Source organism: Chryseobacterium hilariae, from assembly GCF_051400735.1.
In the GTDB taxonomy this organism is placed as follows: Bacteria; Bacteroidota; Bacteroidia; order Flavobacteriales; family Weeksellaceae; genus Chryseobacterium.
On record NZ_JBLFFJ010000001.1, the window covers coordinates 626,078 to 641,270 of the forward strand.

The 15,193-nt window shown below is 37.9% G+C and carries 15 protein-coding genes; 11 read left to right on the forward strand and 4 right to left on the reverse strand.

The annotated features are described in order from the left end of the window. Window positions 1-2 precede the first annotated feature (2 nt). From ACMGDK_RS03025 to ACMGDK_RS03045, 5 genes are all read left to right on the forward strand, one after another. Entirely contained in the window at window positions 3-2,549 is a 2,547-nt protein-coding gene (locus tag ACMGDK_RS03025; protein WP_436806569.1) for an FtsK/SpoIIIE family DNA translocase, read from the forward strand. Window positions 2,550-2,614: 65 nt separating this feature from the next. After that, on the forward strand, window positions 2,615-3,262 hold the full coding sequence (gene lolA1 / locus ACMGDK_RS03030) for an outer membrane lipoprotein periplasmic chaperone LolA1 (RefSeq protein WP_436806570.1): 648 nt from the start codon (window positions 2,615-2,617) through the stop codon (window positions 3,260-3,262). Between the two features lie 109 nt (window positions 3,263-3,371). Then, entirely contained in the window at window positions 3,372-4,826 is a 1,455-nt protein-coding gene (locus ACMGDK_RS03035; protein WP_436806571.1) for an LptF/LptG family permease, read from the forward strand. Window positions 4,827-4,981: 155 nt separating this feature from the next. Beyond that, window positions 4,982-5,773, forward strand: coding sequence for a hypothetical protein (locus ACMGDK_RS03040; protein ID WP_436806572.1), 792 nt, complete (start codon window positions 4,982-4,984; stop codon window positions 5,771-5,773). An 87-nt stretch (window positions 5,774-5,860) separates the two neighbouring features. Beyond that, window positions 5,861-6,502: a hypothetical protein gene (locus tag ACMGDK_RS03045; RefSeq protein ID WP_436806573.1), complete on the forward strand. Its 642-nt coding sequence runs from the start codon at window positions 5,861-5,863 to the stop codon at window positions 6,500-6,502. Between the two features lie 51 nt (window positions 6,503-6,553). On the opposite strand, the gene frr is transcribed toward ACMGDK_RS03045, so the two are convergent. After that, window positions 6,554-7,108 (reverse strand): ribosome recycling factor, encoded by a 555-nt coding sequence (gene frr / locus ACMGDK_RS03050; protein WP_306842359.1) that lies wholly within the window; start codon window positions 7,106-7,108, stop codon window positions 6,554-6,556. A 123-nt stretch (window positions 7,109-7,231) separates the two neighbouring features. Beyond that, the gene (pyrH, locus tag ACMGDK_RS03055; RefSeq protein WP_111953202.1) at window positions 7,232-7,939 is read right to left on the reverse strand and encodes a UMP kinase; all 708 of its coding nucleotides are present in this window, start codon (window positions 7,937-7,939) and stop codon (window positions 7,232-7,234) included. Between the two features lie 166 nt (window positions 7,940-8,105). Between pyrH and porQ the strand changes: the two genes are divergently transcribed. The 5 genes from porQ (at window position 8,106) to ACMGDK_RS03080 (ending at window position 11,191) form a co-directional block, all read left to right on the forward strand. Next, window positions 8,106-9,098 carry a type IX secretion system protein PorQ gene (gene porQ, locus ACMGDK_RS03060; RefSeq protein WP_436806574.1) on the forward strand — a complete coding sequence of 331 codons (993 nt, stop codon included), beginning with the start codon at window positions 8,106-8,108 and terminating at the stop codon, window positions 9,096-9,098. Between the two features lie 83 nt (window positions 9,099-9,181). Then, complete coding sequence (gene cmk / locus ACMGDK_RS03065) at window positions 9,182-9,856, forward strand: (d)CMP kinase (protein ID WP_436806575.1); 675 nt, start codon at window positions 9,182-9,184, stop codon at window positions 9,854-9,856. Window positions 9,857-9,951: 95 nt separating this feature from the next. Further along, on the forward strand, window positions 9,952-10,302 hold the full coding sequence (locus tag ACMGDK_RS03070; RefSeq protein ID WP_040999207.1) for a YtxH domain-containing protein: 351 nt from the start codon (window positions 9,952-9,954) through the stop codon (window positions 10,300-10,302). Window positions 10,303-10,381: 79 nt separating this feature from the next. Then, complete coding sequence (locus ACMGDK_RS03075) at window positions 10,382-10,690, forward strand: phage holin family protein (protein ID WP_436806576.1); 309 nt, start codon at window positions 10,382-10,384, stop codon at window positions 10,688-10,690. A 3-nt stretch (window positions 10,691-10,693) separates the two neighbouring features. Then, window positions 10,694-11,191, forward strand: coding sequence for a phosphoribosyl-ATP pyrophosphatase (locus tag ACMGDK_RS03080; protein WP_223559622.1), 498 nt, complete (start codon window positions 10,694-10,696; stop codon window positions 11,189-11,191). A 90-nt stretch (window positions 11,192-11,281) separates the two neighbouring features. Here the strand turns inward: ACMGDK_RS03080 and ACMGDK_RS03085 are convergent, their stop codons facing one another. After that, window positions 11,282-12,007, reverse strand: coding sequence for a TrmH family RNA methyltransferase (locus ACMGDK_RS03085; protein ID WP_436806577.1), 726 nt, complete (start codon window positions 12,005-12,007; stop codon window positions 11,282-11,284). Here ACMGDK_RS03085 and tamL point away from each other — a divergent pair. After that, window positions 11,993-14,596 carry a translocation and assembly module lipoprotein TamL gene (tamL, locus tag ACMGDK_RS03090; protein ID WP_436806578.1) on the forward strand — a complete coding sequence of 868 codons (2,604 nt, stop codon included), beginning with the start codon at window positions 11,993-11,995 and terminating at the stop codon, window positions 14,594-14,596. The genes ACMGDK_RS03085 and tamL overlap by 15 nt on opposite strands. On the opposite strand, the gene ACMGDK_RS03095 is transcribed toward tamL, so the two are convergent. Next, window positions 14,593-15,183: a SanA/YdcF family protein gene (locus ACMGDK_RS03095; protein WP_436806579.1), complete on the reverse strand. Its 591-nt coding sequence runs from the start codon at window positions 15,181-15,183 to the stop codon at window positions 14,593-14,595. The genes tamL and ACMGDK_RS03095 overlap by 4 nt on opposite strands. Window positions 15,184-15,193 lie beyond the last annotated feature (10 nt).

Genomic DNA, 15,193 nt, shown 5'->3' on the forward strand with positions numbered 1-15,193 from the left:
TTATGGATAAAAAGACACAGACAAAACAGACTGAATCGCCTGATAAAGGCAGAATATTATCTAAGCCGCGTATATTTTTCGGGCTTACCTTTATACTTTTCTCTGTCGTTCTGGCATTTTCGTTCGTCTCCTATTTGATGAACTGGAAAGCGGATCAGAGCCAGGCAGGAACTATGACCGACAAAACTATAAAATCCTCAAATATCTTTGGGAAGGTGGGCGACTGGCTGGGAAATATTTTCATATTCGAAAGCATAGGGATCGCATCATTCATCATTGCCTTTCTATTTTTGGTTGTGGGAACCTTAATTCTTAAAAAAAGAACCTTCAAACCATGGAAAACCATCGGACATTCTTTGTTTTTCATCTGCTGGCTTCCTATTTTTATGGGAGCTGTAACTAAAGGCCAGGGTGTTTTAGGAGGCGTTTACGGTTACCAGATCATGGATTACCTGAATGCCATCATCGGACCTGTAGGACTTTGGGTAGTACTTGTTTCAAGCATTCTTTTATATTTCATTTTGGAATTCAATCTTCGCCCAAGCTCCATTAAAGCTAAGCTGGAAAAGATTAATGATAGCACGATCGGCAAAGTTAGATCCATGATGCCTAGCTCAGAGGAAAACTTTGAAGCAGACGATGAACTCCAGGAGGAAGCTGAAGAAGCGGGTCTTAATGTCACTGTTACAGATGTTTCAAATAAGGCTAAAGCTAAAGAGCAGGAACCGGTAAGCGTTCCTAAAGGTTTTCCTGAAGTTCAGCCAGTAACAGATCTGGAAACTATCGTAACGCCTAATCAGACTTCTTTCGAAGAAGAAGAGAAGCCTGTCAGCTTAAATCTGAATACAAAACCTTCTGTTCCTGCTTCAACTCCGGAACAGGCATTTGATATGACACCGGTAAGTCCGGTTGTTAGCCCGGTTCCACCAGCTTCTACACCAGCTCAGGATAATATTAAATTTAATGTAGAGATCGCTCCGGTAGTAGATGTATTGGATGATTCAGACAGAAAATCACAGGAACTTGTAGAAAAACACGGCCTGTATGATCATAAACTTGATCTGGCGGGTTTCCAGATGCCTACAGTGGAATTGCTGAAAGATTATGGCAGCGAAGAAATTTCAATTAACCAGGAGGAATTAGAAGAAAATAAAAATAAGATTGTAGGCCTTTTAAAGAACTTCAACGTCGGTATTTCCGAGATCAAGGCAACGATAGGCCCAACAGTTACTTTATATGAAATTGTTCCGGAAGCCGGAATCAGAGTATCAGCTATTAAAAAACTTCAGGATGATATTGCCCTGAACCTTTCTGCCTTAGGAATCAGGATCATTGCCCCAATGCCTGGAAAAGGAACGATCGGGATTGAAGTGCCTAGAAAAAACCCTACGATGGTTTCCATGCGTTCGGTTATTGCTTCCCACAAATTCCAGAATACCGATATGGATCTTCCTGTGGTTTTCGGAAAGACGATTTCTAATGAAGTATTCATGGCCGATCTTTCAAAAATGCCTCACTTACTGATGGCAGGTGCTACAGGACAGGGTAAGTCTGTAGGGATTAATGCCATTCTCACTTCCCTTCTTTATAAAAAACATCCAAGCGAGCTGAAATTCGTTATGGTGGATCCTAAAAAGGTGGAGCTTTCATTATACTCAAAAATTGAAAGACATTATCTGGCTAAACTTCCGGATGCTGAGGAAGCGATCATCACAGACACGAATAAGGTGATTAATACCCTGAATTCGCTTTGTATAGAAATGGATACAAGGTATGACCTTCTTAAAAATGCATTCTGTAAGAACTTAAAGGAATACAACAAAAAATTTACAGAAAGAAAATTAAATCCAGAGAATGGACACCGTTTTCTGCCATATATTGTATTAGTTGTAGACGAATTTGCCGACCTTATCATGACGGCTGGTAAAGAAGTTGAGCTTCCGATCGCCAGACTCGCGCAGCTTGCAAGAGCAGTAGGAATTCACCTGATTGTTGCCACGCAGAGACCTTCTGTCAATGTAATTACAGGTATGATTAAAGCCAACTTCCCTGCAAGAGCTGCCTTCAGAGTAATTTCCAGTGTGGATTCCAGGACTATTCTGGATTCTCCGGGTGCAGACCAGTTGATCGGTAAAGGTGATATGCTTTATTTCAACGGAAACGAGATCTTAAGACTTCAGTGTGCTTTCGTAGATACACCGGAAGTGGAAAGACTTGCAGAATATATCGGCGAACAGAAAGGCTATTCATCAGCATTCCTGCTTCCGGAATTTGTTTCCGAAGATTCTACCAGTACGGTAGGTGCTTTTGATCCGAATGAAAAGGATGCCTTATTTGAAGAAGCGGCAAGAATCATTGTTTCTACACAGCAGGGATCTACTTCCATGTTGCAGAGACAGCTGAAACTGGGGTATAACAGAGCAGGAAGAATTATGGACCAGCTTGAGGCTACCGGTATTGTAGGAGGATTTAACGGAGCAAAAGCGAGAGAGGTGATTATCAGCGATCTTCATTCTTTGGAACAGTTTTTGGAAGATTTGCGTAGTTAAAGGAAAAATGCTTTATAAATTAAACCTTGAAGCATTAGAATGTTTAAAGTTTATTAAATAAGAAAATGAAAAATATTATTTCAAAAGTTATAGTCGGAAGTTTTGTAATAGGTGCTGTAGGATTTGCCGAGGCACAGAAAATTGATGCAAAAGCTAAAAAGATCTTGGACGACATCACAGCCAACTACAAGTCTAAAAAGAATTCTTACTTCAAATTTTCTTTCGGAACTGGCGTGAATGGACAGGTAACCAAAACAGAACCGGGAATTTACTATTCTGCAGGTGATAAATATAAGCTGAAGATCATGGATACGGAACAGATCTTCGACGGAAGTAAAATCTACAACATCAATGCGGATGATATGGAGGTAACCATTGCAAAACCTAACGGAAGCAGCAGCATGTTCTCCCCTATCAATTATCTTTCAACCTACAGAAATGATTATAACGTAACCTATAACGGGAAAAAGAATGTAAACGGAGTAAATGCAGATTTCATTAAATTGACCCCGATAAAATCTAACGGAATCCAACACGTCTATCTTTTTGTAGATTCTGCAAAAAAGCAGATGGTAAAACTGGAGCAGCACGGAAACAATAAAGATGTAGCTGTAATTGCCATCAAGGAATACAAGGAAAACCAGACGCTGGATCCCAATATGTTTGTTTTTGATAAGAATAAGTTTAAAAACTACGTGATCACGGAGCTTTAAAAAGTGAAAGATCAAAACAAATGATTTGCTTTTCACCCGTTAAATAAAAAGTAATAAAAATATAAGAGCCACAAGTAAAACTTTGTGGCTTTTTGATTAATTTTGGCGAATGTTAAAAATACTAGACCGATATATCATAAAAACCTTCTTTGGACCGTTTTTCTTTATATTCAGCGTTTTGTTTTTCATCTTTATTGTAAACATTATCTGGGTTCAGCTTGGGCAGTTCATGGGAAAAGGATTAAGCTACTGGCAGATCCTTAAACTTCTTTTTTACCTTGGGGTAAGCGTTATCAGTATGGTATTGCCGCTTACGATCCTTCTGGCGAGCATCATGTCTTTCGGTGAGTTTGGGGAACGGTATGAACTTGCAGCGATGAAGGCAGCAGGAATTTCCCTGACAAGAGTAATGGCACCTCTGATGGGAGTATCAATCATACTGGCGGTTATGCTTTTCTTTTTCTCCAACAACATCATTCCTGACTTCCAGAAGAAAGCAAAGAATATGCTTTTCAATATTGCACAAACCAAACCGGCGCTTAATTTTACACCCGGACAGTTCATCGATCAGATTCCGGGATATATGGTAAAGTTTGATAAGATCAACGGTGAAAACGGTGAAAGCATTGAAGGGGTTTTTATACACAGAAAAGCCGGCACTTATGAAAATCAGCAGTCTATTGTAGCAGAAAAAGGAAAATTTGTCCCTGCTGCCAATAAAAACTATCTGAAGCTGGAGCTTTATAACGGTTATATACTTGAAGACAATTTTGCAGGAAAAGGTGAGAATGTAAGACTGAAACAACCGGATCAGTCCATCAAATTTGATACTTTAGTTTCACACTTTGACATCAGCGAGATCATTAACAAGGCCATTGAAAAGGAACAGATTACGGACGATTACCGCTTTCAGACATATGGACAGCTTAATGGAACGGTTGCTAAAAATAAGAAAGAGAATGCTACATTCTTTTCGAATATCGGTGCTGATGTTTTGAGTCAGACCAATTCGGTGATCAATTATATGGATAAGACAAAATCCAAAGCAGTTGCGAAACAACAGATCAAACTGGATACCGTAAAGGAACAGAAAAAGCTGGAAATTATCTCTAATGCCTACAACAGGCTTGATAATCTGAAATCTACATCCATGGGTAAAAAGAATGAATTCAGTTCAAATGTAAAATACTTTAGCAAGGTCGTTATTTACCAGCAGAGAATTATTTCGTATTCCGTAACGTGTATCATCTTTTTCCTGATTGGAGCCAGCTTAGGATCTATTATCAGAAAAGGAGGAATGGGGCTTCCGGTAATCATCGCAATTGTTATTTTTATTGTTTTTTATGTGATGAACCTCGGTATTGAAAACATTGCATGGGGAGGCGGAATGAATCCTTATCTGGCAGCTTGGCTTCCTAATCTTATCCTTCTTCCTTTCGGAGTATGGATGACCTACAAAGCGCTTACCGACTCACAGCTGTTTGATGCTGAAAAATACAAAGCACTGTTCAAACCGATCACAAAGAGGTTCTCGAAAAGCAAAGAACATCAGAGATATCAGTAATTCTTTATTGAAAGATTTAAAAATTAAATCATTTAAAATATATTCATGCCCGGGAATTCCGGGTCTTTTTTTTATTTGAGCTGTGGTATTCATCCCGCTTTGTCATAAGGTTTAAAAAGCTATATTTACAAAAATTTGTTAAAAACCATAATTACATGAATAAAGCGTTAGTATTAAGCCTGTTTACATTGATATCTTTCAATACCTATGCACAGGAAGACAACACAGATTATGAATTGAGAGCTGATGAAAAATACGGTTATATCATCGATAAAAGCGGAAAGAAAATTGAAGGTATTGTAAGACTGAACGGAGATGCCATGAACCCGTGGAGCAATCAGAAAAAAGTAAAATTCGTTGCAGTGCCGGATATCGATAAGTCCAAGAAGAAACAAAAGTTCAAGACGCTTGATCCAGATGATATTAAAGAATATGTAGCTTTTGATGAGAACAACGATGAGAGGCATTTTGAAATGATCAAGTATACCAATACCAAAGAAGGCTTCAATACAGCTACCGGAGGTTTAAGCGGGAATATTAAAGCATTCAACAACCTTACAAAAAGCAATCAGTTTGCAGAAGTGGTGAAAGACGGCAAGATCAAAGTCTATAAATTATATGGCTATCCTACTACATTTTCTGCCGGCGGCCAGATCGCGGTAGCTGAAAAGGAAACAGAAAGAATGAGAAACTCCCCTTCTTATATTTACTCTAAGAGAGGAGGCAAAATTGAAGAACTGACTTTAGCCAAAGCCAAAATGGTTATTTCGGACTGCAGCTATGCAAAAGGCAAGTTAACAAGCGGCTCTTATGCCTCTCTTAAAAACGACGAAAAGAAAAGATCCGGGTTAGGAAAACTGATCAAAAGCCAGATTGACAATGTAATGTCCAATGCTCCTGAAATTGTGGAAGAGGTTATCACAGATTACAACGATAACTGTAAATAAAAAATAAACACGGAGACTTTCAATTGAGAGTCTCTTTTTTGTTACTGTAGAATTTTTGTAATTTTATAAACCACCAATAAATATTATATGAAAACAATGTTCATCGCAGCCAGTCTGTTTCTTGTCTTTTCATGTAAAAATGACAAAGATAAAACGGCTCATACAACATCCGTTTCCACGGACAGTATGATTGTAAAAAAGGATTCACTCCGGAAAAATGCAACTGACCCTATAGCCGAAATCAAAAAAGAATATGGTGTCCTTCAGACGCAGCTGGAGGCAAAAAAGCTTGGCTCCAATGGTTTTACATACAATTGTAACGAAGAACCTTCTGGAAGGGTTACTTTCTTTTCTGATAAGAATGAAATTAAAGTGATAGAACATTTTTATGCTGAACACAGCCATTTTTCGGCATCTGAAAAATACTTTGTTAAAAACGGAGAACCCTTTTTCATATTCAGAGAAGAAACGGTATGGAATTTTGACGGCGGAACTCCGGAAAAAGCAATCACTAAAGACGATATTACAGAAACGCGCATTTATCTTCAGAATAACAAGCCGATGAAATGCCTTGAAAAGAAATACAGCATAAGATCGGATAACAAAGAAAAAAATATTTCCGATCAAATTTCCGGAAAAGAAATTCAGTGTAACACAGACGAACTGTTGAAAACTTATCAATCCTTGTTGAAGCATAAAGATCAGAAAGGAGAAATACAATGTCTGTAAAAACAAAAGAGGCTTCACAGGAAACCTCTTTTTTATTTTTTTAATCTAAAATTATACTTTCATAATTTCAGCTTCTTTCGTCTTAAGATGTTCATCACAAAGTTTTACATATTTGTCGGTAAAAGCCTGGATCTCATCTTCCACACCCTTTACCACATCTTCAGAAATACCTTCCAGTTTTTTAAGTTCTTTCAACCCGTCCTGTCTTGCATTTCTTACTGTTACTTTAGTACTTTCAGCTTCTACTTTAGCCTGCTTGGCAAGTTCTCTTCTTCTCTCCTCTGTTAAAGGCGGAACGTTAAGAATAATATTTTCCCCGTTATTAGAAGGTGCAAAACCTAAGTTTGAATTGATGATCGCTTTCTCAATAGCACCAATAGCAGTTCTGTCCCAAGGCTGAATAGAAATAGTCATGGCATCCGGTACAGAAACATTCGCAACCTGGTTGATCGGAGTCGGAGCTCCGTAGTATTCCACCATTACATCCTGAACCATTGCCGTAGAAGCACGTCCTGCTCTAATTCTTTGAAATGCATGATCCAAGTGCTTTACAGCGGCGTCCATGTCGTGCTTTACAGATTCTAATATAAGATCTAATTCTTCCATTATATAGTTAAAATTTGATAAATTACACATTTTTATAAATGAAGAGTTATAAGTGATAAATGATCAGTAATGAATAATCTTTAAATTATTAAATATTTAAATTTTCAATTACCTAACCTGCACCTACAAATCCACTAAAGTTCCTACATTTTCCCCATCCACGATTTTCTCTAAATTCCCGTCTTTATTCATATCAAATACGATGATCGGCAATTTATTCTCATGACTTAAAGTGAAGGCAGTCATATCCATTACCTTAAGATTTTTAGCATATACCTCGTCGAATGACAGTGAGTTGTATTTTACGGCATCTGCATTCTTTTCAGGATCCATATCATAGATTCCGTCTACTCTCGTTCCTTTTAAAATTACATCTGCACCAATTTCGATAGCTCTCAAAGTTGCTGCCGTATCCGTTGTAAAGTAAGGGTTTCCTGTTCCTGCCCCGAAGATTACTACTCTGCCTTTTTCAAGGTGTCTCACGGCTCTTCTTTTAATGAAAGGCTCAGCTACTTTATCCATTTCAATCGCAGACTGAAGTCTTGTTTTGATCCCTGCATCTTCCAACGCTCCCTGAAGAGCCATTCCGTTGATCACTGTTGCCAGCATCCCCATATAATCTCCCTGCACTCTATCCATTCCTTTTGCAGCGCCTGCTACTCCACGGAAAATGTTTCCTCCTCCAATAACGATCGCAACTTCACAGCCTTTTTTTACTACTTTCTTTATTTCTGCAGCATATTCCTGCAGTCTTTCATTGTCTATACCGTATTGTCTGTTCCCCATTAAGGCCTCACCACTCAGTTTCAGAAGGATTCTTTTATATTTCATCTTTAATTTTTAATAAGCTTTACTGGAGTAATTTTCTCCTAAATTTGATTTTGCAAATATAATCATTAAAAATATTGAATAAAGAAAAATATTTACGCAGAAATAATGTCAGAAATATTTTGATAAGTACGAAAAAGGATTATTTTTGCATTAATTATAAATTGAATTGAAGAAAATTGTCATTTTTTCATTATTTCTGTCAGGAATTGTTTCTTATGGGCAAACAGGAACAAATGTTTATCCTTTTTTAAACATCCCTGTATCTGCCAGACAGGCTGCCTTAGGTGGCGATGCAATTTCCATCAGGGATCATGATGTTTCCTTTGCTATTGCAAACCCGGCTCTCTTAAATAAAGATTCAGACAAACAGCTTTCAGTAAATGCGGCAGCTTACCTTGCCGACTCAAAATATGGAACTGTTGCCTATGCCAGAGATTTTGATAATGGACATATGGCAACCATCAATGCCAGATATATGACCTATGGAAGCATTCCCAGAACCGATGAAAGCGGTGAACAAAATGGTGAGTTCAAAGCTTCAGACGTAGCAATTGGCGCAGGATATGCGTATCAGTTCGAAGAGGACTGGACTATTGGCGGGGGCATCAATTTCATTACTTCAAAAATTGACAACTATACTTCTTCTGCAATCTCCGGAACTGCAGGAGTTACCTATCATAATAAAAAGAACAAAGAAGTTCTTTCCCTTGTTATGAGAAATTTTGGATTTCAGCTGAAATCATTCAACGGAACCAGGGAAAATCTTCCGTTCAGAATAGATCTCGGATATACCAGAATTCTTAAAGCTATTCCGCTTGCCGTTACCATTACTGCCCACGACCTTCAGCAGTTTGATATCTCTTCGGAATATAATGTGAACGGTCAGGAAGTAGGTTTTGGAAGAAAGCTGGCAGACCATTTTTCTATAGGAGCAGAACTTTTCCCTGAAAAAAGTTTCAATATCAGGCTTGGGTATAATGCGAAAAGAGGAAACGAACTTGCCGTGGCAGATCAGAGAAACTTTTCAGGCCTTTCAGGCGGATTTGGAATTAAATTAAGAAGATTCCGCATAGATTATGCCCATATCCGTTATCACAACTCATCCAACGTGAACCAGATAGGTGTCTCTATGGACCTTAGCAGCCACGCAGGAGAGTAATTTCAACACGAAAATTTACATAACAATATAGATTTTTTTCTGTACAACCTTGATTTTTTAAAAAAATTCTTGAAATTTGCGGTATGAAAAAACCTGTAATAGCTATCGATGGGTACTCGTCTACCGGAAAAAGTTCAATCTCTAAAGTTATTGCCGATAAACTGGGTCTTATACATCTGGATACCGGCGCACTTTACAGGGGAATTACATGGTTTGCCATACAGAACTGCATGAATGAAGATGGTTCCATCGATCTTCATAAACTATTCTCTTCCCTGGATCAGATCGAGCTGGAATTCAGAAACTGTGACAACGAACTGATTCTTTACCTCAATCATATTGATATTTCAAAACAGATCCGTACCACAGAAGTTTCCGATAATGTAAGTATTGTTGCAAAACAGAAAGAAGTAAGAGACTTTCTACTTCACTCACAGCGTTCGCTGGCAGAAAAAGGCGGCATTATTATGGACGGACGTGACATAGGGACAGTAGTTCTGCCAAATGCGGACTATAAATTTTTTCTGACTGCCAGTATTGACGAAAGAACCAACAGAAGATATTTTGAGTTAGCAGGCTTGGGAATCCAGACAGACAGAGAACAGGTAAAGCAAAACCTTACAGATCGCGACAAGATCGACAGCGAAAGGGAAATAGCACCTTTAAGGCAGGCTGAAGATGCTATTGTTATTGACAATACAGAGCTTACAAAAGAAGAAACTATAGATCTTATTCTGTCGCATATTCAAAAGATTTAACAATTTTTAATAGGCAAAATAGCTCCTTTGGTATACAAATTGTAGATTTTAACATAGTAAAAACTAATATTTATTAACTATTAAAAAAGCTTAAAATGTCGAAAAACGGAAAAAATACAGCAGGTATATTGGCAGGACTTCTTGCAGGTGCTGCAGCAGGTGTAATCTTAGGAATGCTTTATGCGCCTGAAGAAGGTAAAGAAACAAGAAAAAAAATCAAAGATAAAGCAGGTGACCTAAAGGACCAGGCTAAAAACAAATACGGCGAAGTGTCTGAAAAAGTAAAAGATCAGTACAGCAATATCTCTTCTACTTTCAAAGAAACGGCCAGCAGTGTAGCCCATACGGTAAAAGACGGATATGATAAATACAAAGATCAGATTGTTTCCAAAACTGCAGACGTAGTAAAGGATGTAGAAACGGAACTTAACGATCTTAAAAAATAAGTAGTTTATTTTTTGAGTAAATTATGGGAAGGAACTTTTTGCGCGAAAGTTCCTTTTTTTGTAACTTTAAAAAAAAACAATGATAGAGACTATTAAAGAATATGCATCAAAGAGAATAGATCTTCTGAAAATTGAAGCTACTGAAAAATCCTCTCTTTCTGCAGGGCTCATTACCTACTTTGTAGTGCTGCTAGTTGCTTTTACTTTTTTTATTATCCTTTTTAATTTTGGAATGGCATTTCTTATCGGCAAGGCATTGGATAATACCTCTTACGGTTTCCTGATCGTTGCTGCATTCTATGTCGTAGTAATGGGTTTTATCATTGCTTTTAAAAATAAGATTGTCAATATGGTGGCAGACCAGGTTATTAAATTTTTAAATCATTAAGCTATGGGCAGAAATTACGAAAGCATCGAAGAACTAAGAAGAAAGAAAAAACTGCTTAAAAGCGAGATCAATGATCTGGAAAACCTTCTTACCTTTAAAAATACAAAAGAAAGCCTGAGTGCATTCACAAATGGCCTTACAGATCAGTATCTGCAGGAAAAAGTAGATGATGACGGTGATGAAAAGGTAGTTCTCCGAAAAGATGTCATTGCCAGGCATCTGACTTCCGAAGTAAAAGATATGTTCATCAATAAACAAACAGCTGTGGGAATTGCCAGTACTGCATTAGGCGGTAATGTGACAGACAGTCTGATAAAACTGGGAATTACTGCTTTGGTTGGAAATTATGCCAAAAACAATATGAAGAGTCCTAACTGGAAGAAAAAACTTCTGGGTGCGGCTATGATTTATCTGGCTCCTATTGCCCTTAAATATGTCAGAAAAAAACTGGAAGTATACCAAAAAAACAAGAGTGTTTCAAGTCTGGAACAGTTAATATAAGACATTCAGATGCTAGATTTCAGATTTCAGATTTATAATTGGCTGATCAATGTATCATACAATTATAAATCTGAAATCTGATGTCTAGGTCTACTTATTAAACAGCTGTCCCAGAATAATTCCCGCTGCCATAGAAACATTAAGGCTTTCTGTAGACTGGGATTTACCAAACCTTGGAATGGTGATACACTTCTGTAGAAGCTTTTCCGTCTCCGGCCTCATTCCCTTGCCTTCATTACCTAGAATAAGGTTGAGCTTTTCAGGCTTTTCAAAAGTATAGATATTTTCCCCTTCCATATCCGTTCCTATATTGAGATTATCCGTTTTCGAAAGATATTCCACAAGATCCGTATAAAGGATATTTACCCTGGTGAAAGAACCCATCGTGGCCTGAATCACTTTTGGATTGTAAACATCTACAGTATCCTCGCTACAGATTATCTGTTCTATCCCAAACCAGTCTGCCAGGCGGATAATGGTTCCTAGATTACCCGGATCCTGAATACCGTCCAAGACCAACTGGAAATCCTTATCCTCTGTTTTTTCTTCTTCGGGCAGATAACAAACTGCTACAGAATCTTTAGGTGTTTTAAGAAAACTGATTTTTTTTAGCTCATTTTCAGTGATCTGGACAACGGGTACATCTGTCCGGTCCAGTTTTTGCGGATCGGTAGAAAATATTTCTTTAACTTTAAAATTAGATTCAGAAAGTTCACAAATGATTTTATTACCTTCAACCAAAAACAAATTGTATTTTTGTCTGAACTTCTTTTTATCTAAAGACTGTAAAATTTTTATTGTATGAGCTGTAAGCATTATATGAATTCTCCTCAAAAATATTATAAAATTATCTCATTTGCAACATTTGTTGGTCTCCTTTATGCGTGCAGTACAACTAAAAAAGTTCCGGATGGCGAATATCTGCTTACCCGAAACAACTTTAAGTTTGAAGATAAGAAAGAATCTTTCGATGAAGAACTGAAAGATTATGTACAGCAGAAGCCTAATAAAAAGCAGCTTCTTTTCATGCCGTTGGGTCTAGCATTTTATAATATGGCCAATCCCAAATATGATACTTTACTCAACGAATATATGACTTATCCCAGTGAAATGAGAAATCAGAAGCTGAGAGACTCTCTTTTCATTAAATATAATATGAAAAGCAGTGTGGGAAAAACATTGTTTTTAGACCGTTTGCTTCATAGCTGGGGAACCCCGCCTGTAATCCTGGATCAGACGAGAAGTGAAAAAAGTGCCGAATCTATTGAAAAAAGACTTGTTTACAGAGGATTTTGGGATGCTGATGTCACTTTCAAACATTCTATGGATTCTGCTTCCAAGAAGGCAGCCGTTAATTATTTTATCAAGCATAATGATCCTACCTATATTAAAGATTATTACTACAATATTACGGATCCCACCGTTAAAGGCCTCTACTGGCAGAAACTAGACAAGAGTCTGATAAGATCCGGACAGAGACTTGACCAGACCGTTCTTGAAAAAGAAGTGACAAGAATTACTGAGCTGATGCGGGAAAACGGATACTATAGGTTTAATAGTTCCAATGAAGAGATCTATTTCGTAGCAGATTCACTGAAAAGCAGAAAACAGGTTCCCCTTACCCTTGAGATCCATAAAGATTCTGCTGACCATCCTTATAAAGTGGCGACCATCGGAAATATTGACGTGGCCATTGTAAACGAGGCCAGTGATTTTCCGAAAAACACCATTAAGGACAGTTTAAGAAGAATAAGGTTCCATAAAATGGACGAAAGCTATAAAACATCTTCTTTATGGAGAGCTGTGATTGTAGACAGTAAGAAAGTGTATGACCAGAAAGCTTTGGATCTTACAAAGAGAAACTTCATCGCGATGAATAACTTCAGTATTCTGAAAGCAAGAGATTCTTTAAGAAGAGGAGGCGGTATTTCACCTAATGACAGCATCGTTGATGTTCTTTACGTACTGAAACCACTTCCGAAATATGAGCTTAAACTGGGAACAGATATCAATTACTCCCAGATTTTGAACCTGGGGATATCCCCTTCTGTAGACCTTACCACAAGAAATGTTTTCCGCGGGGCTGAAAACCTTTCTACAAGCATTTCGGGAACATTCGGATCTATCAGAAGCACAAAAGATATTGATAAGAGGGATCTCGCATACGAAATTTCGGCGCAGGCTTCTCTTAACTTCCCGAGGCTTCTGCTTCCATTTAATTATTATAAGCTCCTGCCTAAAAGATATACGCCAACGTCTTCTATCCTTTTGGGAGCTTCGGTACAGAACAATATAGGTTTGGGAAGGGTGAACTTCAATACAGGATTGAATTACCAGGCAAATATCAATGATCAGGTATCACACAGGCTAACCCTTTTCAATACGCAGGTCAGTCTTACAAAAAATAAAGATGCCTATTATGACTATTTCAGCAATGATGAGCTTGTAAGAAAAGATATGTTTGCAAGCTATTTTGCCTATAAACCGCCAGGACTTGAACAGCAGTTTACCTCCGGGCAGCTCAGTATTGATGATATCTCCCAAATGATTCTGAAAGATACGGAATACATTCAGACACTGGATAAAAAAGGTCAGGATCTTATTTTAGCATTTACGGGATCCCTGGTCAATAAAGACCGACAAACCCAGGATGTGCTTATCTCTTCCATGATCTATAATTTCGTTTACAATGAGATCGGTAAAAAAGATTATCCCAATGCATTTTATTTTAATGGTAAAGTAGAGCTCGCGGGTAATATTTTAAGCATCTTCAATCAAAAAAGGGACGAAGGTGGTGTTATAACAAGCCCACAAAGAACCATTTTCGGGATTCCTTACGCGCAGTTCGTGAAATTTGATATTGATACCAGAAAATATTTTAAATTCAACGGCAATCAGACCCTGGTTTTACGCCAGTTCATCGGAGTAGGCATTCCTTTTGGAAACTCCACGAATATGCCTGTAATTAAGTCTTATTTCAACGGTGGATCCAATGATATAAGAGCATGGGTAGCATTCGGAGGATTGGGTCCGGCAGACTCTCAGGTGGATGAAAGAGTACGTACGTATATGACAGACAACCTAAAACTTACTACCAATATAGAATATAGAATTCCCTTCAATGAAATGTATGAAGGGGCTTTATTTACCGATATCGGGAATACATGGAGTCTTAAAAACTATAATGATGGCTACGGTGATGAATTCAAGTTCAATAAATTTTTAGGACAAATGGGGATTGGCAGCGGATTCGGTTTAAGGGTAAATGTAGCCTACATTACTTTCAGACTTGATCTTGCCTATAAGATCTATGATCCGAATAAGCCTGACGGGGAAAGATGGAGATTTAAAAATTTCCAGCCGTTTAAGCCAACATTGAATATCGCGTTCGGATATCCTTTCTAATCCGGAGAAATTCCCAATACGAAATAGACTACAGCAATCACTCTGGCGAGTATTTCCCTGAACTGGTTTCTGTAGTAGCTTTCCGGTTTGGTGACATCCTGAGCGTCAAAACCCAGGGCATTCATAGTATTGTTTCTTGCAAAGAATAAGGCGCGAAGATTATGAAAACCCTGTGATACAATGATCACATCTTTCTTTTTGTAGACATCTTTGCAACGCAGAATGCTTTTATACGTATTAAATCCTTTAGGATCTTCGATGATAATATCTTCAGGAACCCCTTCCTGATTGACCAGGTAATTTTTCATGGCAGCAGGCTCGTTATATCCTCTGCTTTTTTCTCCGCTTACAATAATCTTTTTGATCTTTCCATGGTGATAAAGAAGTGCCGCAGCATCCATTCTTTTCGTAAAATACGGATTGGACTGGCCGGATCTCATCTTTGGAGAAGTTCCAAGTACCAAGGCAATTTCCCTTGGCGGAATTTTAGAAATCTTGGTATAGGTACGTCCGTTAGTAAGCCCGAAAACCCATGCGTTACAAAGACATATCAGCAGAATTCCTATTTCTGCTGATACAAATCCCAAGTTAAATATG

What these genes read in the sequence shown, in the direction of transcription:
- ACMGDK_RS03025 (WP_436806569.1), top strand. Translation starts at nt 3, where the DNA reads ATGGATAAAAAGACACAGACAAAACAGACTGAATCGCCTGATAAAGGC.
- lolA1 (WP_436806570.1), top strand. Translation starts at nt 2,615, where the DNA reads ATGAAAAATATTATTTCAAAAGTTATAGTCGGAAGTTTTGTAATAGGT.
- ACMGDK_RS03035 (WP_436806571.1), top strand. Translation starts at nt 3,372, where the DNA reads ATGTTAAAAATACTAGACCGATATATCATAAAAACCTTCTTTGGACCG.
- ACMGDK_RS03040 (WP_436806572.1), top strand. Translation starts at nt 4,982, where the DNA reads ATGAATAAAGCGTTAGTATTAAGCCTGTTTACATTGATATCTTTCAAT.
- ACMGDK_RS03045 (WP_436806573.1), top strand. Translation starts at nt 5,861, where the DNA reads ATGAAAACAATGTTCATCGCAGCCAGTCTGTTTCTTGTCTTTTCATGT.
- frr (WP_306842359.1), bottom strand. Translation starts at nt 7,108, where the DNA reads ATGGAAGAATTAGATCTTATATTAGAATCTGTAAAGCACGACATGGAC.
- pyrH (WP_111953202.1), bottom strand. Translation starts at nt 7,939, where the DNA reads ATGAAATATAAAAGAATCCTTCTGAAACTGAGTGGTGAGGCCTTAATG.
- cmk (WP_436806575.1), top strand. Translation starts at nt 9,182, where the DNA reads ATGAAAAAACCTGTAATAGCTATCGATGGGTACTCGTCTACCGGAAAA.
- ACMGDK_RS03070 (WP_040999207.1), top strand. Translation starts at nt 9,952, where the DNA reads ATGTCGAAAAACGGAAAAAATACAGCAGGTATATTGGCAGGACTTCTT.
- ACMGDK_RS03075 (WP_436806576.1), top strand. Translation starts at nt 10,382, where the DNA reads ATGATAGAGACTATTAAAGAATATGCATCAAAGAGAATAGATCTTCTG.
- ACMGDK_RS03080 (WP_223559622.1), top strand. Translation starts at nt 10,694, where the DNA reads ATGGGCAGAAATTACGAAAGCATCGAAGAACTAAGAAGAAAGAAAAAA.
- tamL (WP_436806578.1), top strand. Translation starts at nt 11,993, where the DNA reads ATGAGCTGTAAGCATTATATGAATTCTCCTCAAAAATATTATAAAATT.
- ACMGDK_RS03085 (WP_436806577.1), bottom strand. Translation starts at nt 12,007, where the DNA reads ATGCTTACAGCTCATACAATAAAAATTTTACAGTCTTTAGATAAAAAG.